Annotated in this window: 8 protein-coding genes; 1 reads left to right on the top strand and 7 read right to left on the bottom strand. The window is 64.5% G+C overall.

The window, feature by feature from the left end:
* Nucleotides 1-6: 6 nt before the first annotated feature.
* The 5 genes from NSJP_RS17845 to NSJP_RS17865 all read right to left on the bottom strand — a co-directional run bounded on the left by NSJP_RS17845 (nt 7) and on the right by NSJP_RS17865 (nt 15,552).
* Nucleotides 7-2,430 carry a penicillin acylase family protein gene (locus NSJP_RS17845; RefSeq protein WP_080888224.1) on the bottom strand — a complete coding sequence of 808 codons (2,424 nt, stop codon included), beginning with the start codon at nt 2,428-2,430 and terminating at the stop codon, nt 7-9.
* Nucleotides 2,427-3,812: an aspartate aminotransferase family protein gene (locus tag NSJP_RS17850; RefSeq protein WP_407938661.1), complete on the bottom strand. Its 1,386-nt coding sequence runs from the start codon at nt 3,810-3,812 to the stop codon at nt 2,427-2,429. Before NSJP_RS17850 ends, NSJP_RS17845 begins: the two co-directional genes overlap by 4 nt.
* Nucleotides 3,813-3,886: 74 nt before the next feature.
* A complete protein-coding gene (locus NSJP_RS17855) occupies nt 3,887-5,584 on the bottom strand; it encodes a cyclic peptide export ABC transporter (protein ID WP_080888226.1) in 1,698 nt (565 codons plus the stop codon).
* Nucleotides 5,585-5,597: 13 nt separating this feature from the next.
* Entirely contained in the window at nt 5,598-10,196 is a 4,599-nt protein-coding gene (locus NSJP_RS17860) for a type I polyketide synthase (RefSeq protein WP_080888227.1), read from the bottom strand.
* Nucleotides 10,186-15,552: a non-ribosomal peptide synthetase gene (locus NSJP_RS17865; RefSeq protein WP_197685445.1), complete on the bottom strand. Its 5,367-nt coding sequence runs from the start codon at nt 15,550-15,552 to the stop codon at nt 10,186-10,188. The genes NSJP_RS17860 and NSJP_RS17865 overlap by 11 nt, the downstream gene beginning before the upstream one ends.
* A 645-nt stretch (nt 15,553-16,197) precedes the next feature.
* Between NSJP_RS17865 and NSJP_RS17870 the strand changes: the two genes are divergently transcribed.
* Entirely contained in the window at nt 16,198-16,848 is a 651-nt protein-coding gene (locus NSJP_RS17870) for a DUF4136 domain-containing protein (protein ID WP_080888229.1), read from the top strand.
* 49 nt (nt 16,849-16,897) lie between these two features.
* Here the strand turns inward: NSJP_RS17870 and NSJP_RS17875 are convergent, their stop codons facing one another.
* Both NSJP_RS17875 and NSJP_RS17880 read right to left on the bottom strand, forming a co-directional pair.
* Nucleotides 16,898-17,113 (bottom strand): hypothetical protein, encoded by a 216-nt coding sequence (locus NSJP_RS17875; protein ID WP_080888230.1) that lies wholly within the window; start codon nt 17,111-17,113, stop codon nt 16,898-16,900.
* Nucleotides 17,114-17,147: 34 nt separating this feature from the next.
* Nucleotides 17,148-18,287: a PepSY-associated TM helix domain-containing protein gene (locus NSJP_RS17880; RefSeq protein WP_080888231.1), complete on the bottom strand. Its 1,140-nt coding sequence runs from the start codon at nt 18,285-18,287 to the stop codon at nt 17,148-17,150.
* Between the last annotated feature and the right edge of the window lie 13 nt (nt 18,288-18,300).

The following is an 18,300-nucleotide window of genomic DNA, read 5'->3' on the forward strand; positions in this document are numbered from 1 at the left end:
CCTTGGTTAGTATGGTTGACGATCGAGGACGGCCTGTCCGGACATGGCGGCCGTCGTATGGGAAACCGGGATCAGTGTCATGGTATGGACCGCCGGTCCCGCCAACAACGGAAGCGGCAGCCCGTCGCGCCAGTAGGGATGTTGGTCCCGGTAATGCGGTGAAAGCGGATGTCCCGACTGGCCGCCCGGCATGTGCAGAATCCCCGCGTCCGAATGTCCCGGTGAGACGACGAGACGCTGGCTGGCCGCAAGCCCGGCGTTCATGACCCTGACACATTGGCCGCAGCCCGGCGACGGTCCCTCAGGCATATTGAGCACGGGTCCCAACCCGGGCAGCGCGTCCGCGAGGGGATGCGTGATGCGCACCCGGTTCACCTGCCCCCAGGTCAACTCACTCAAGGCTACGGAGGGAAATTCGGCTTCCAGTTCGCGCGAACTCTCTTCCAGGACGTGCACGAGAAACTCCGTCCAGCCGGGAAAATGTTCGGGGTCGGGATTGAGTTCCGGGGGCTGCGCCGTCAACAGACTGCGCAGCGGCGTGTCGAGATCGCCGCTCAGCACGAACCGTGGCTCGCGCTCGAGACAGGACGACAGGTACGGAGTGAACACGGCACGGGTCAGCACGTCGCGAAACCGCACGACTAGTCCGAACCCGAGACTGTCGGCCTCTGCCTTGCCGTTCCAGGCGTCCAGGACTTCCCGCGCCTGAGCCAGCAGCGGATTGGCCGCCACGATCGAATCGGTCAACAGGCCGCGCGCGGTCTTCCGGTAGAACTCGTAGAATTGGCTTGTCGAATCCAGTTGCAGCTCCAGAAGGTCCCGCTCCCGGATTCCCGTCATGGCTTCGAGCCGCTGGGAGATGCGGAACGCGCGGTAGCCATTGGCGAAGGAATGGCCGATCACATAGGGATAGTCCCGACCCAGCATGCGATGGTTCGCGCTGACGACGAAGCCGGACGGAGGATCCGTCATCCGGGGCACCGCCTCCGGTGTGACATACCCGGTCCAGCCTGCCCGTCCGTCGGCCCAGGAGACGCTGGACGATCCGTCGAATCCGCGCCGCACGGGAATCTTGCCCGTGTAGGTCCAGGCGATGTGCCCCTCGCGATCGGCAAGCAGGACGTTATTCGCCGGACCGCCGGAATGGGTCATCACCGCGATCGCTTCGTCGACCGATCGCACGCGATCCATCTCGATCTGTCCGAGGTCCACGGCCTGCGGATCGAGCGCCGTCCAGCGGACGGCGACCGGCCTGCCGAGCAGCGGCTGCTCCGATAGGGGTCCCCAGATCGTATCCGCAAACTCGACGGCCACGTCCTCACCGCCCTTGACCTTGATCACCTCGCGCCGGATTTCGAACGACCGCCATCCCTCGGGAGTCCTGTACAGACTCGGATCGCCGGGATGCACCTCCACCGGAACCAGATCGAGAAAATCCCCTTCCACGTTCGTGACGCCCCAGGCCACGGCGCCGTTGGTCCCCGCGACGACGACCGGAATGCCGGGCACGGCCACGCCTGCAAGTTCGACCGATCCGTACCGCAACTGCGCGCGGTGCCAGATGTTCGGCACGGTGACGTCCAAATGCATGTCGTTCGCCAGCAATGCTCGCCCGTCCGCCGTCTTCATTCCATGAACCACCCAGCCGTTCGAGCCCAGTCCGATGCGGCTTTGCCGCACGAGCGCCGCCTTGGACAGGGAGGACGGATCGACCGGACGCCGCAGGGCGGCGAGCGATTGCACCGGAATCGCCGGAGCGAGATCCCGCAGGTCCGCTTTCCCGAGCAGGGCCTCCGTGTAAGGATCGGTCTCCGGCACCAGAAATGCCACGACGTCCGGCGGAAGCGCCTGCGTCATCACGGTTTTGGCGCGCTCTTCGTCGTCGGTCCCGTTCAACATCTGAAACACCCCCAACACGACCAGCACGCTGTCCTCGACTTCCCATCGATCCGGTCCGTAGCCGAGCAGCAGAAATTCGAACGGCGCCGTCCGCATCTCCGCCAGATAGGCGTTGACGCCGTCCGCATAGGCGTCGAGGACCGTCCGCTGTTCGCGCGGCAACCGGGCGGCGATGGCCTTCGCCGCGCGACCGAAGCCCAAGCGGCGCTGCCGGACGTCGGTCTCCCGAACCGAGTCGCCCAGCACCTCGGCCAGCCGTCCCGCCCCGCTGCGCCGGAGCGCATCCATTTGAAAAAGACGGTCGCGCGCGTGGACATAGCCCAGGGCACGGACGGCGTCTTCCCGCGAATCCGCAGTGATCGTCGGAATTCCGTAGGCGTCGGACGCCACGACGACCGGATCATGCAAGCCCGCCAACGGCGCGCGCCCGTCCAGCGGCGGCAACGACGCCCGCACGGCGAGCGCGGCGACGACGAGACCCGCCGCCGGTACGAGCGCTGCCACGAGCATGAGCCATCCCAACCGTTTCATGTCCTCGCATCGCGCTCCGCCGCGACGACCGCTTCGCCGAAGATCGACGCGATGAGATCGATCTCCTCTTCCGTCACGACGAGGGGCGAGAGAAAACGGACCACGCAGCCGTTGCGCCCGCCCAGTTCGAGGATCAGTCCCCGGCGGAGCGCTTCCGTCTGAATCTTGCGGGCCATCTCCGGCGCAGCCGGGTAGGTCCCCCGCGCGTCCGGACGCGCATCCGTGTCGACGACCTCCACTCCGATCATCAGACCGCGTCCGCGGACGTCGCCGAGACTGCGGGACGAGGCTTGGAGCGCGCGCAGATGCGTGAGCAGCCGCTCCCCCATGATCTGCGCGTGCTGGTCGAGACGATGGGTCCGTACGAACTCGATGGTTGCGGCCCCGGCGGCCATGGCCATCTGGTTGCCTCGAAACGTGCCGGCGTGCGCCCCCGGCTGCCAGAGATCCAGCTCGGGCCGGTACACGACGACGCTCAGGGGAAGCCCGCCGCCGATGGCCTTGGACATCACCAGGACGTCGGGAGTGATGCCGGCCCGTTCGAATGCCAGCAGCGTTCCGGTGCGGCCCAGTCCCGTCTGGATCTCGTCGACGATCAACGGAATCTTGCGCTCTCTCGTGATTCTCCGGATGTCCTGCAGCCACGCGTCGGGACAGGGAATCACGCCGCCTTCTCCCTGGACCACTTCCAGGATCATCGCGGCGGGCGACACGACGCCGCTGTTGGGATCGTCCAGGAGGCGTTCGATATAGGTGCTCGACAGGCGATGTCCGCTTTCCCCGCCGGTGCCGAACGGGCAGCGATACTCATAGGGGTATGGAAGGAATTGCACGTCGGGCATGAGCCCGCTGACGGCGCTCTTCGGCCCGAGATGGCCGGTCAACGCCAGTCCGCCGTGCGTCATGCCGTGGTAGGCGCCTTGAAACGACAGGATCGTCCGCCGGCCCGTCACCGTCTTGACGAGTTTGATTGCCGCCTCCACCGCGTCGGCTCCGGACGGGCCGCAGAACTGGATACGGGCGTCCTCCGCGAAGGTCTTGGGCAGAGCGGCGAACAGCGAATCCACGAATTGGTCCTTCACCGGCGTGGTCAAGTCGAGCGTCTGGAACGGGACACCGTCCTCCAGGAACCGTTGGATGGCCTCCAGCACGACGGGATGGTTGTGCCCCAGCGCCAGCGCGCCGGCACAGGCGAGACAATCGATATAGGTCCGGCCGTCGGTGTCTTCGACGTAAATTCCCTTGGCCTTGCGCAGCGCCAGCGGCAAACGCCGGGGATAGCTCCTGGCGTTCGATTCGCGCTCCGTCTGCCGCTCGAGGTAGGGATTCACCCGCTGTTCCGCGGGCGGAGCCTTCCGGCTCGTCGAAAACGTGTGTCGCATGTCATCCACGTGAACGGTCATGACTGGCTCCTTCCGCAATGAGACCGGCTGCCGCGGATCCGTCCGCAGCGTCGCTATTCCCCGCCGGCCGAGAGTTGTGTGTCGTAACGCAACGCCCCCATTCCGTCGGACACGTCGGCGAGCTTGCCGAGGTCCATCCGCAGACAGCGATCCGCCACGGCGAAATACTGGTCGTCGTGCGTGATCACCAGCGCCGTCTTGCCGCGCGCCCGCAGGTCGGGCAGCAGCTCCTCATAAAACACGCGCCGGAACACCGGATCCTGATCGGCGGCCCACTCGTCGAACACGTAGAACGGCCGGTCCTCCAGGTACGCGGTCAACAAGGCCAGCCGCTTGCGCTGCCCCTGCGACAACGACTGCGTCGAAAAGATGCCGTCCGTGATCCGAACCTTGTCCTGCAATTGCAGGCGGGTCAGATAGTCCCTGGCCCGGCCATCCAGGCCGGTCCGCTCCAGGCCCAACAGGGACTCGAAGAGATGGAAGTCGGAAAAGACGGCGGCAAAGAGCTGGCGATAGGCATCCCGATTCATCTCGCCGACCGGCACACCATCCACACGGATCTGTCCGGACTCCGGCGCATAGAGGCCCAGCAACAGTAACGCGAGTGTCGTCTTGCCGCTGCCGTTGCCGCCGACCAGGAACACCAGCTCACCGGGTTTGAAACTCAGATCGATCGGGCCGAGTTGAAAATCTCCGTCCTCCTGCTCCCGGTAATAGCGGTGCGTGACACCGGCCAATTCCAGCCGGTTCCATCCGGCAGGAACGCTCCGGACCATGTCCTTGCCGGCTGCACGGTCGCCGGACGGCGCAGCCTCGGCCTCGGTCGCGGCGGAGGTCAGGGACAAGCCCAGCGCTTCGACTTTCTCCAGCGCCACGTCCGCCCGTCCCACGCTGGGAAGCGTTTCCACGATCTGCGAGAACGGACCCATCATGTACAGGAGGACCAAGGCGGACCCGGCGACGGCCGACGGCTCGAGCTCGAACCATTCGGGCAACAGGAACAACGCCAGACCGATCACCGCGTAGAAAAGGAACAATCCCCAGTTCGAGGCCACGGCATACACCGCCATGCCGTTCACGAAATCCCGTTTGTAGTCCGCCACCGTCGGCCGAAGCGCGTCGTGCAGGAATGCTCCGCGGCGATCCCGATGAAGTTTCAGTTCTTTGATTCCCTCCAACAGCGACTGGAAATGGCGGAACAATGTGTCATTGGTCTCACGGGCCTGCTTGAAGGACTGGAGCGCGCGCCGCTCCTGAACCTGAAACGACAAGGCGCCGAACGCCATGCACCCGACGACCACGGCCAGCACCGGCCACGAGAGCCACCCCAGATAGAGCAGGCACCCGACGACCGTCGCGGCGTTGACGCAGATCAGCGGGATCTGCACGTACGCCTGCGCGATGACGTCGGTATCGTCGTTGAGAGCCGCCAGCAGCCGGTGCCTCCCCAATTCTTGTAAACGACGGAGCGGAGCCTGGAGAATCTGCTCGCACAAGTGCACGCGGAGTTGCGCGATGATGTCCTGCCCCAGTCTGGTCAGCAGGATTTCCGAGACCGCTTTGGTCACGACCGCCAGGATGATGCCCGCGAGAAATGCGACGCCGAGCAGACTCGTGCGCGGACCTGGTCCCAGCGCCGAGTTGATCACCGCGATGAGGCCGGCGCTCGCCAAACCGCTGATCAACCCTGCGGCCATCGAGAAAGCGACCAGCCGCCATGAATTTCGTAGAAGAAAGCGGATCAGGCTCATCGCGATCTATTCCTCACGTCTTGCCGTTCCTGCCGCCCGCGCCCTGGCTCGCCGCAAGCTTGGCCCTTCTGGGCAGCGCCACAATGTCGGGGGCGGGCCGGGCCCCGTCGGCCTTGCTTCCACGAATTTCCGCCGCGAGCCCCGCCACCGTCGGAGCCTCGAAAAACTTCCGCAGCGCGACTTCGACGCCGAAGACCTCCTGGACGCGGTTCAGAATTTGGAGCGCCGCCAGCGATTCGCCGCCGAGGGCGAAGAAGTCTTGCCGGAGTTCCACCTGCTCGATGCCGAAGATCTGCTTCCAGATGAACGCCACCTGCTCTTCGATCGTGGCGCCCGGCACCGGCGCGGTATGACCCGTCCCCGGCCTCGCCGGCTCACAGGTTCCGCCGAAGGCGGCATGACCAGTCGCGTGCGCAAGCGCCGTTCGCGCGCTGTACGCGATCACCGAGGAAAGATCGCGTACCGACACCATGACCTGGGGCGTGAACCGATTCTCGAGAATCCGGGCGAACACCTCCAGGCCTTCCGCAGCCGTCATGCCGTCGAATTCCGATCCGTCGATCTGCATCGCGTTCAAACGCGCCTCGGCCTTCGCCGCCATTCCGACTTGATTCCATCGATCGAAATTCACGCTGATTGCGCGCAGGCCGCGTCGAGACATCGCGTGGGCGAGCGCATCCAGCGCGGCGTTGGCGCCGCAATAGCCGGCTTGGCCGACGCCGCCGGTCAATGCGTTCAACGACGAGCAGAAGACCAGAAAATCGAGCGGGACATCGCGCAGGATCTCGTCCAGCACCAGCGCGCCGGCGACTTTCGGCGCGAATTCATCCCATGAGGCTTCGACGGTCTTAAGATCGAGAAGACCGCCGCCGGCGATGCCCGCCGCATGCACCACGCCATGGATGGCGCCGAACCGCTCACGCGTCGTCGCCGCGACCGTGCGCATCTGCCCGGCATCCGCCACGTCCGCGTTGAGGACGAGAATCTCGGCGCCGGCCGCCCGGAGCGCATCGACCGACCGTTGCTGTTCTTCGGAGGGCTTCGACCGGCCCACCAGGACCAGGCGGGCCCGAACCGTTTGAAACAGATAGTCCGCAAGAGCGAGTCCGACGCCGCCGAGGCCTCCCGTGATGAGATACACACCGTGCATCCGCAAGCAGGCTGGCTTGTCCGACCGATCGATCCGGACCGACTCATGGGCCGGCACCCAGCGATATGACCCGCGATAAGCGACCACGGGGTCGTCGGATTGCGTCTCGGCAAGGAGTCCGTCGATCAGCCGGTCGTCCAGCAACGGCGATCCCGTCCGGTCTTCGAGATCGATCGTCCGATAGGCGAGGTTGGCATATTCCTGAGGCGCCACCCGGCAAACTCCCAGCAGCGGCGCGAGCGCGGGCCGCAACTCTTCGTCACCCGTCACGTCCTGCAGGCCGGTCGTGAGCACCAGAATCCGCGTCGATTCGGCTGACGTTCGGCTTCCCAGCGCCTGCGTCAAAAAGACGAGGCTATGGAATCCACGATCTTGCGCGAGGCGAAACCGGTCAACGGTCAGATCGACGCCGGGCGTTCGGACGTTCCAGCAGTGCGCCACCCGTCGCGGCACTCGTTGAGCGTGCCGGAGAGCATCGACCAGCGATTGATAATCGTCACGCACACCGGGACGGATTCGATAACCATGCTGCCCGTCTCGTTCGAAGCGGTCGCCCGCCGACACGCGGATGACGGAACTCCCCGCCCCTTCCAAATGGCGGACGATGGCGGCACCCGCGCCATGATCATCGAGAAACACCAACCATGGAGCCGGTTCCGGTTGTGCCGGTCGACGGCATAGGCCCGCCCGTTTCCAAGATGGCCGATACAGCCAGTCGGCGCTGTCGGACTTCTTCGCCGAGATGTCTCCGAAGGAATCGGCTTCGCTGCGCGCTGCCGGTTCCACCCAAAAGCGCCGCCGCTCGAACGGATACGTCGGCAACGGCACGCGGCCTGCCCGTTCCCCCCGCAATCCGCTCCACTCGATCGGCACACCCGCTCCCCACAGCCGGCCGACGGCATCAAGAAATTCGGTCGCCTCCTGAACCGCCGCAGCGGCCCGACGCCGGCGCGACAACGACGCGAACACCGTCGACGTTTCGCCCTCGATCTGCCGTTGTGCGAGTGTGCAGAGCGTCTGACCCGGCCCCACTTCGAGCAGGACTCGTTCAGGCGCGCGGCGTATCGTGCGAATGCCGTCCGCAAAGCGGACGCCTTGCCTCAAGTGGTCGGTCCAATATCGGGGATCCGTCGCCTGCTCGGTGGAAATCCACTCTCCGGTCACGTTGGAGACCCATGGAATCGTCGGCGGGCGCCTGGCGGTGTCGCCGACGCGCGTCCGAAAGGATTCCAGGATGGGATCCATCATCCTGGAATGGAACGCATGAGATGTTCGGAGCCGCACCGTCTGAATGCCTCGGCCGGCGAGGACTGTTTCCGCCCGATCGATCGACTCGATCGGTCCGGACCACACGCATTGATTCGGTGCATTGACGGCCGCAAGATCGACATCGTGCTCACGGAGCCACGGAGCCGCTTCGGCTTCGGGCATCGAGACCGCCAGCATGGCGCCGGCCGGCAGAGCCTGCATGAGCCGGCCTCGCAGAGCGACCAATGAGAGGGCGTCCTCCAGCGAGAAGACCCCGGACAAACAGGCGGCGACGTACTCCCCGATGCTGTGGCCGATCATGCCCTGCGGCTGCACACCCAGGCTCATCCAGAGCCGGGCGAGCGCATACTCCAGGGCGAAGAGAGCCGGCTGCGTGACGGCCGTTCGGTCGAGCCGTTCGGGATCCGCCGTGCTTTCTTCGAACAACCATGGCCTGATGTCTCCTCCGACGTGCGGCACGAGAAGCTCCGCGCACCGATCGATCTGCTCCCGAAAAACCGGCTGGCACCGATAGAGGCCGACACCCATCGTGGGGTATTGGGATCCCTGGCCCGAGAACAGAAACACCACCGGCCGCGCCCCGTCCGCCGCCGTGCTCGTTCTCGTCTCGTCGGGACGGCCGAGTGCGGCGACGGCCTCGTCGACTGTGTCCGCCGCAATCCATCGGCGATGGGCAAACGCGCGCCTACCCTCTTGCAACGTATACGAGACGTCGGCCGGATGGATGCTCCGGTCTTCGCCGAGACGGGCTGCCAGCTTGCGGCATGCGTCGCTCAACGCCGATGCCGATCTGGCGGAGAGTACGAAAAGATGCGGGCCGGACTCGGCCGGCCTGGAATCGGACAGGGGCGCTTCCTCCAGGACGACGTGCGCGTTGGTTCCACCGAGGCCGAATGAACTGACGCCGGCCCTGCGGGGCGTCCCATTGCGCGCCCAATCCGCCAACTTCTCGTTGACGTAAAACGGGGTCTCGGCAAAGGCGATTTCGGGATTCGGCCGGCTGAAATGCAAACTGGGAGGAATCTGCCGATGCGATAGCGCGAGCACCGCCTTGATCAAGCCCGCGATCCCGGCAGCCGCGTCCAGATGTCCGATGTTGGTCTTGACGGAGCCCAGCGCGCAGAAGCCCCGCCGGTCCGTGCCGGCACGAAAGGCTTGGGTCAGGGCGGCGACTTCGATCGGGTCGCCCATCGGCGTGGCGGTGCCGTGGGCCTCGACATACGTGATCGAGTCCGGTTCCACTCCGGCGGCGGCCTGAGCCGCTTGAATGACCTTGGCCTGTCCTTCGATGCGAGGCGCGGTATAGCCGACCTTCTGCGCCCCGTCGTTGTTTACGGCGGATCCTTTGATCACGGCCAGAACATGGTCGCCGGCGGCTTGCGCGTCCTCCAACCTCTTCAGCAGGACGAGGCCGACGCCGCTGCCGCCGACCGTGCCCCGCGCATCCGCGTCGAACGTCCGGCAATGCCCGTCCGGCGAGGCGATGCCGCCCTTCTGATAGAGGTATCCGACTTTCTGAGGCACGTTGATCGAAATCCCGCCCGCCAGAGCCATCTCGCATTCCCCCGCGAGCAGGCCCTGGCAGGCCAGATGCACGGCGACGAGGGAAGTGGAACAGGCCGTCTGAACTGCGACGCTGGGGCCTTCCAGGTTTAGCTTGTAGGACACGCGCGTCGGCAGCGAATCTTTCTCCACGCCGAGCACCGCAGCCATGTCGGCGGCCGACTGGAGCGTGAGGCCGTGAGGAAAGAGGTTGAAGAGATAGCCGCTGGAACTCGAGCCGGCATAGCAGCCAATGGCACCCTGAAACCGTTGCGGGTCGTAGCCGGCATGTTCGAACGTTTCCCAGGCGCATTCCAAAAACAGGCGCTGCTGGGGATCCATGAGTTCGGCCTCCCGCGGCGTCACGCTGAAGAACGCCGCGTCGAACAGATCGATGCCCTCCAGGACGCCCCGCCGCTTGACGTAGGTTCGGTCTCGCTGCAATCGGGCGGGCACGCCGGAGGCCGTCAGGTCCTCTTCGCTGAGCGTGGCAATGGACTCGACGCCGTCTCGCAGATTGCGCCAAAACGCGTCGCAATCGCCGGCGCCGGGGAAGCGTCCGGCTATTCCGATGACCGCGATGTCTAATCCCTCGCGCTCCCGATCGTGGTCGTGCCGTTGCACCGGATCCCGCTCCTTGTCAGATGCCATCTTTGGCGCCTTGCCGCTGTTCCCGCTGCCGGCGAAGCCGGCGCACGCCGGCCGTGCGCCGCTCTTTCGCGCGATGCGCCAGATCCGCGTTCTCCTCCGCGCCTCCGCGATCCGTGCCGTCCCCGCTTCCCTCGAGATACGCGGCCAGCGACTGCACGGTCGGATACCGGAAGAGATCGAGCATCGCGAGCGGACGACGACTCAACGAACGAAGGCTGGTGAGGATCTTGGCCAGCAGGAGAGAATGACCGCCAAGATCGAAGAAGTTATCCTGCCGACCGACGGCCGCCACGCCCAGCGCGTCCTTCCAGATTTCCGCGATTGCCTGTTCGGTTTCTGTCTCGGGCGGCGACGATGCGGCTGGGGTCTCCGGCGAGCGTTGGACCAGCGCGCGCAAGGCCTCGCGATCGACCTTGCCCCGTTCGGTCAACGGAAACGCATCCAGGAATACCCAGACCGCCGGCACCATATATTCCGGAAGACGTTCCGCGAGAAAGGAACGGAGCTGCTGCATGGAGAGAGACGAGCCCTCCCGAAGCACGGCATACCCGACAAGCCGAACCGGTGCGGAGATTTCCCCCGCCCGATCGGCCGATTCGAGATACACACGCACGTCTTTGACGTCGGCATGTTCTCGGGACCAGAACTCGATTTCGGCCGGCTCGACCCGGAAGCCCCTGATCTTGATCTGATCGTCACCGCGTCCCAGAAAATCCAGGTTGCCGTCCGGACGCCTCCGGACCCGGTCGCCGGTGCGGTACAGCCGCGCCCCCGGCTGGTCGCTGAAGCCGTGAGGAACAAACCGATCGGCAGTCAGCCCCGGTTGACCGTGGTAGCCTCGGGCCAGTCCAACCCCGCCAATGCACAGTTCACCGGCGATGCCGGCCGGAACCGGCTGGAGAGACGAATCGAGGACATACAACTGCACATTCGAGATGGGGCGCCCGATCGGCACCGCAGCCAGGGACATCCAGCTGCGATCCTCACCCGGGACGAAATAACTCGCGGTGACCGTCGCTTCGGTCGGACCGTACGAATTGCACCAGGCAATCCGATCGCCGACGAGCCGCTGCCACCGGGCCAGGTTGTCCGGCAACGCCTTTTCGCTTCCGACGACGACCAATCTGACGGACGGCGGGAGCGTCGTTCCATTCTGCTCCATCACCTCGGTCCAGTCGGCCCAGTACGGGGTCGGCAGGTTGAGCAGCGTCAGTCCGTGATCCAGGATGAAGCGATGGAGATCGGCAAATGCGGTCACCGGCTCATTCGGCCGCAATACGACGGTGGCACCGGCAGCCCAGCTGGGAAAACACTCTTCCGCCGCGACGTCGAAGCTGACGGAGGCAAACTGAAGCACGCGGTCGCCCGGGCCCAATCCATAGTGACGCACCATCGCCGTGCTGTGGTTTACCAGGGACCGGTGCGAAATCGCGGTGCCTTTCGGCCTGCCTGTCGTGCCGGAGGTATAGAGCACATAGGCGAGATTGTCGGGCCCCACGGACACGGGGGCGGCGAGCGACGGAGCAGCGGCGACGCTCTGCCATTCTTCATCCAACGCCAAAACGGGAACGCCGCAATCGGAAACGGCGGGGCGGCTGCGGCCCTGGATCAGGAGCAGCTCCGCTCCGCTGTCCCGAATCATGAAGGCCAACCGGTCTCCGGGATAGGCTGGATCCATCGGCACATATGCGGCCCCTGCCTTGAGCACGCCGAGCAGTCCCACCACCATTTCAAGCGAGCGCTCCACGCACAAAGCGACTCTGGTCTCCGTCGTCAGGCCCCGCGACCTCAAATAGGCGGCAAGCCGGTTCGAGCGGGCATCCACGTCCGCATAGCCGTACGCGCGGCCCTCTGCGACCAGCGCGACGGCGTCGGGTCTCATACGCGCTTGTTCTTCGAACAGGTGGTGGAGACAGTGCGAGCTTGGATAGTCCGCGGCAGTTCGATTGCAATCCACGAGCACCGCAGCACGCTCGTCCCCGGACAACATCGCGAGTTCGCTGAGACGGGCCTGAGGACGCCGAACGATTTGCCGGAGCAGCTCGTCAAAGTGAGTGGCCATGCGGGCCATCGTGTCGCCGGCGAACAGGTCCGTGCTGTATTCAAGGACCGCGCTTACGCTCCCATCCGGCTGCGCCGTCAACTCTAACGCCAGGTCGAAGGCCGACGTGCCGGTACTCGTCGCCATTCGCCGGACGTCACAGCCGCTCAACCGGCAGAGGTCCGGCGGATTGTCCTCGAGGACCATCATCACCTGATAGATCGGCGTATGGCTGAGGGATCGCGGTATCTGGAGGGTCTCGACCAATCGCTCGAACGGAACGTCCTGATGTGCCTGCGCGCCAAGTACCGTCTTGCGCACCCGCTCGAGTAATTCGATGAACGGCGGATCACCGGACAGATCGGCGCGCACCGCAACCGTATTCACGAAGCAGCCGATGAGATCTTCGCTGTCCAGTTTGCCGCGGTTGGCCACCGGCGTTCCGACACAGAAATCGGTCTGGCCGCTGTATCGGCTCAACAGCACGTCGAATGCCGCGAGCAAGGTCATGAACGACGAGCACCGCCGCGTCCTGCTGAGCGCGTCGATCCGCGTGCCGATCTCCCGATCGATCGTCCATGCGTGCCGGGCGCCGCTTTGCCCCTGAACCGCCGGCCGCGGAAAATCGAACGGCAGTGTCAACGTGTGCGGCGCTCCCTCCAGCTGACGGCGCCAATAGTGCTCCTGCTTCTTCCATTCTTCTCCGTCCGCTTGCTCCCGCTGCCGCAGCACCGTGTCCACGTACTGCACCGGCAGCGCGGGGAGCGGCGACGGAAGTCCTGCGAGAAACGCCTCGTACAGGCGCGAGAGTTCGCGGCTGAGCACGCGCATGGACCAGCCGTCGGCCGCGATGTGATGGACGGTCAACAACAGGACATGCTCGGACTCGCCGAGTCGTAGAAGCCTGGTCCGCAGAACCGGTCCCCGGCTCAAATCGAACAGGCGACGCGCCTCGTCGGTCATCGCGCGCCTGAGCCGTTCTTCCCTATCGGCGCCCGCGAACGCGGAGAGATCGTCGATCGAAAGGACGCCGTCGACTGGAGGGACGATGCGTTGCCCTGGCCGTCCGCCGTCCAATACGAACAGGGACCGGAGTATGTCGTGGCGCCGGATGATTTCCGCGTGGGCGCGTTCGAGCGCCGGGACATCGAGCGGTCCGGCGATGTGGAGCGCCACGGGAATGTTGTTGAATGGGCTGTCCGGAGACAGTTGATCCAGAAACCAGAACCGGTCCTGCGAATAGGACAACGGCATCACGTCCATGCGGCGTTCCCGAGCCGCCCCCGACGGCTGTTTGATCGCCGGAAGCTCGGCCAGGCGGCGCGACTCCACCAGTGCGGCGAGTCCGGCCACGGTAGGAGTATCGAACAGCGACTCCAACGACACGTCCACATCGTAGATCTTCCGTAGGCGGACCAACACCTGCGTGCCGCGCAACGAGTCTCCGCCCAGCGCGAAGAAGTCGTCGTCCGGTCCGACGGATGCACGGCCGAGCACCTGCGCCCAGACCCCGGCGATCGCCCTTTCGACGGAATCAGCGGGACCCCAGGCGTGGGCTTCTACGGCTGGTGCTCCACCGGTTTGCAAGACCGCGCGGATCGTGTCCAACCCATCCGTCAAGAATTTCTCCCGGCACAGACGTCGCTGCACTTTTCCGCTGGACGTCTTGGGAAGCGTGCCCTGCTTGATCAATACGACCGCATGAACCTGGATCTCGTGGTGCTCGGCGACGGCCTGGCGGATGTCGGCGATGAGGGCTTCGACGTCCAGGCCGGCTCGTCCAGCCAGTTCCTGCACGACGACCAACTGCTCGTCACTCTCAACCTCGACTGAAAACGCCGCGCTGCCGCCGGCCCGCAGGGCAGGATGCACGCCTTGAACCGTCGCTTCGATATCGTGGGGATAGTGGTTGCGCCCGCGGATAATGATCAGGTCTTTCAACCGGCCGACGACGAATAGTTCGCCGTCTTTCGTCACCCCGAGATCGCCGGTTCGAAGAAACGGGCCTTCGCCGCTTTCCGCGATGACGGCCTCGAAGGTCTGGGCTGTTGCATCCCGCCTGTTCCAGTAGCCTCGCGCCACGCTCGGCCCCTTGACCCACACCTCTCCCACCGCCCCGTCCGGACGGACAGTACGGCTATCCGGATCGACGATGCGGATCTGTTGATCCAGTCCCGATATGCCGCACCCAACCAGACGCTGAGCGTCGCGCTCGTCCGCGGAGTCCACCAGGCGGGCCTGCGCGAGAGCCGCCTTTTCCACGTTTCGCAGCATCGGAGCACGGCCGTGCACTCCTCCCGACACGAACAGGGTGGCCTCGGCCAATCCGTAGCAGGGATAAAAGGCCTCCCGCCTGAATCCGCACGGCCCGAAAGTCTCCGTGAAACGATCCAGCGTTCCGGGATGAATCGGCTCCGCCCCGTTGAACGCCACCGACCAGGAACTGAGGTCCAGCGAGGCTCGCTCCTCTTCATTCACGTGGCGCACGCAGAGGTCGTAGGCGAAATTCGGCGCGCCGCTCGTCGTGGCCCGATACCGGGAAATGGCCGACAGCCAGCGAAACGGCCGCTGCATGAAATGCGCGGGAGACATCAGGACGCAGGGCCGCCCCAAATACAACGGCTGCAGCACGTTTCCGATCAATCCCATGTCGTGATACAGCGGCAGCCATCCCAGCACGGTCGTCTGTGCCGTATGGCCGAAGGCCTGCCGGATCATGTGCTGGTTGTGCAAAAGATTGTCGTGCCCGACCATCACGCCCTTCGGCGAACCCGTCGATCCGGAGGTGTATTGGAGGAAGGCAAGCGTCTCACCCGTTACGGTTGGACGCCGCCATTGATCTTCGATGGCAGCCGGCACCGCATCGGTCTCCAGCCATCGGAGACGCGACAGGCCGGCAAGCGTCTCGGGTTCTTGGTCCGCAAACCGTTCGATGTTCGCGCGAATTTTCCCGGTCGTGAGGGCGAAGATGGCTCCGGAATCGGCGAGCACGGCCTGCAGGCGTCCCATGGTTCGCTTCCGCAGAGGCGGATAGGCCGGCACCGCCACCACCTGGGCATACAGGCAACCGATGAATGCGGCGATGTAGTCAAGGCCGGGAGGGAACAGCAGGATGGCCCGTTCATCCCGCGCGCCGAACGACTGCAGCCAGGCGGCGATCGCGCGAGCACGGCGATCGAGTTCCCCGTACGTCAGTTCACACGCTTCAGTCTCCCCGTCGAGGAGAAACGTGTACGCGGATTGCGCGGGGGACTCGCCTGCTCTTCGGCGGGCGAGATCGACCAGAGTCTTGTCTCCGTGCTGACCTACCCCCACCTGACTCCCTCCGAACGGTAGACACACCCCGAGCATAAAATGACGGAATCCGTCATCACCGAACCGGCAAGAAATCTGCGCGGATTTTTCTCAGTTCACTCTTCCATCCGCCTCGATCGCTCTGCCCGTCACCAGCCGTGCGGGCGGAACCGAAGCCGATGAGTCGCGGAAGCTCTGTCTCTCGGATCGAACCGGATCCGTCGGAACCTTGTGGGTGCCTGCGCACCGCCTCATTCATTTCTTGCGTCGCAACTTGTCGTAGGCGGTTCGGTCAGATGGTGGACAATGCATCCTTCCATTGCCGCCTTTCTCATTGACGGAATACGACCCGGCTCCCTCACATGTGCGGAGTTTTTTTGTCGTGGCCGGAACGAGGCCGTTCTAGCACCAAGCATGCCGACGCCAAGGGTTTTCCCCACATGGATCTACCGTTAGGTAGAAAGACCCAATCCTGAGATAGAGCCGAATGAGGCGGGACCATTCATTTTGAGAAAATGCAAATCGTCAAAAACGGCCGACGGGACAAATCCCCTCGTACGCGGATATGATGGAGAAGAGACATTTTCCGTAAACCAGTTCGGAATCCACTGTGACTCACGCCACGCGTCAAGCATTCCATTTGTCGATTCACGATCGGAGGGCGACATGAAAGATGTGCTCCGTGTGTCCCTGCTCCTGTGCGGTCTGCTGCTGACCGCCGGGTGCGCGCAAACTGTGGTCGTCGATGCATCCGGAACGACGAAGTCTGGAGCCGTTCCTCCACATGTCACGTACGTGGTGCTTCCCACGGCCGAAGTGGAGAAAGATCAGGCCTTCCCCGCGTACGCAGCGTTGGTGGCCGGCAAGATGGATGACCTGGGATACAAGAAAACGAGCGAGAAGACCGCCCAACTCGGCGTGTTCCTCGCGTACGCGACCCATGAAGGCGCTTCCGCCGCTCCCGCCAAGTCCGGTAATGCCGGCGCAAACATGGGCGGGATGGGTCCGGGAAGCCCGGGAGGCAGCGGCTATGGGATGTCGAGCGGGCCATCTCAGGATACGTCCGGGCAGCGCACGTACACCAATCAATTGGTCGTCGTCGTCGTGGATCTCCAAAAATCCAGCAACACCGGACCCGTCGTCGAACTGTGGCGCGGCGAAACCACGAATACCAGCCGTTCGAAAAACTTTGAGCAAGTGGCTCCGCTGATGGTGGATGCCGCTTTTCAGCATTTCGGCGAAAGCACTCCCAGCGCGGTGCGGCACCAATTCACCCTGGAGGACGGCAAGAAACCGCAGGAGATGAAGAACAAGTAAGTGGCTCCCGCCCCTTGGAGAAGCCGGCGGCGACGCATGACCGCCCGCGCTACAGGATATCGGAAGAATCGGCGATCGAGGAGGCGCGTGCCTCGGATCGGCCGACGCACCACAGCACCACGGCGATCGGAGTGCCGAGCGTGATCCACGACACGACGTCCCAGATTCCGTCGCCGAGAAGCGCGGCGATCAATCCGACTCCGGTGAGCCACGCGAGACTCACCGGCATCGCCCAGATTTGACGGGTTGCGCGCGGACGACTCATGGCTCTACCTTCAGCAGGACATTCATTCCGGGGCTTAGACTCGAACCGCATTCTGTGAGGGGTCGACGACGATCATATCCTCCACCCTCTGCTGCCGCTTTCTCCACCACAGGTACAGCCCGCTCCAAAGGACGACGATGGTGATCGCATCCAACAGCGCCCAGAGGATCTTGAGCGGCATGCCCCCATAGTCTCCGAAATGCAGCGGCTGGCTGACCAACAGCAGAGTCAGATACCAGGGAAGGTCCCGCCGGTCGCTGACCTGGCCCGTTTCCGCATCGACCAACAGAGGCGCGAGCAGACGGGCCGTGAGCGGCGTGTCCCCCCGCATGAACACCATATAATGGTGAGAGCCGGCGAAGGGAGTTCCGGGAAAGGCAATGAATCGGATCAGCATGTCAGGCACCGCCCCTTCTGCAGCCCGGACGGCGTCGTCTACCGGACTGATACGGGCCGGCGGGTTCTTGCCTTTCCATGGCGCGATCATCTCGGAGATCTCCGTCATCTGCCAATAGCCCAACAGAGGACGGTCCAGCGTATTCACCACCCCCGTGATCCCCACGACCAGCGCCCACAGCACCGTCACGATCCCGAGCAAATTGTGCAGATCCAGCCAGCGCAGCCGGGGGCCGCGAGCGCCTCGCACCAGTCCAAAGGGCAACTTGCGCATGAAGGGGCCGTACACCACCACGCCTGAAACGACGGACGCGACGAAGAGCAACCCCATCACACCGAGAAACAGCGTTCCCGGCAATCCGGCCAACATATCGACGTGCAATCGAAAGAGGACATTGACGATCCCCTCATTCTGCGGCACCGCGTGAAGGAACTCGCCCGTTCTGGAGTCATACGTGAAGGTGGCGCTATTTTCCTGCGCCGCGGGCGTGTCGCCCATCGTCACGAACCAGGCGGGACCGTCGTCGTCGCGGATGAGAAACTTGACGTGGTCTTGCGGCCGCCTGGCCCGCGCATCCTGAATCAGTGCATCCAGAATGACAGGCTCGGCCCTCACGGCATGCTCGGGCGGTTCGACGGCTTCGCCCAGCCAGAGACGCAGTTCGTCGCTGAACACCAGCGGCAAACCGGTCAGGCAGAGAAGGAGCAGAAACACGGTGCAGACCAGGCTGGTCCACTTGTGAATCCAGTACCAGCGCCTGAACGAGTCGATGGTCATATCAACAAGCCAG

Source organism: Nitrospira japonica, assembly GCF_900169565.1.
Taxonomy (GTDB): Bacteria; Nitrospirota; Nitrospiria; order Nitrospirales; family Nitrospiraceae; genus Nitrospira_C; species Nitrospira_C japonica_A.

What these genes read in the sequence shown, in the direction of transcription:
- NSJP_RS17845 (WP_080888224.1), bottom strand. Translation starts at nt 2,430, where the DNA reads ATGAAACGGTTGGGATGGCTCATGCTCGTGGCAGCGCTCGTACCGGCG.
- NSJP_RS17850 (WP_407938661.1), bottom strand. Translation starts at nt 3,812, where the DNA reads ATGCGACACACGTTTTCGACGAGCCGGAAGGCTCCGCCCGCGGAACAG.
- NSJP_RS17855 (WP_080888226.1), bottom strand. Translation starts at nt 5,584, where the DNA reads ATGAGCCTGATCCGCTTTCTTCTACGAAATTCATGGCGGCTGGTCGCT.
- NSJP_RS17860 (WP_080888227.1), bottom strand. Translation starts at nt 10,196, where the DNA reads ATGGCATCTGACAAGGAGCGGGATCCGGTGCAACGGCACGACCACGAT.
- NSJP_RS17870 (WP_080888229.1), top strand. Translation starts at nt 16,198, where the DNA reads ATGAAAGATGTGCTCCGTGTGTCCCTGCTCCTGTGCGGTCTGCTGCTG.
- NSJP_RS17875 (WP_080888230.1), bottom strand. Translation starts at nt 17,113, where the DNA reads ATGAGTCGTCCGCGCGCAACCCGTCAAATCTGGGCGATGCCGGTGAGT.
- NSJP_RS17880 (WP_080888231.1), bottom strand. Translation starts at nt 18,287, where the DNA reads ATGACCATCGACTCGTTCAGGCGCTGGTACTGGATTCACAAGTGGACC.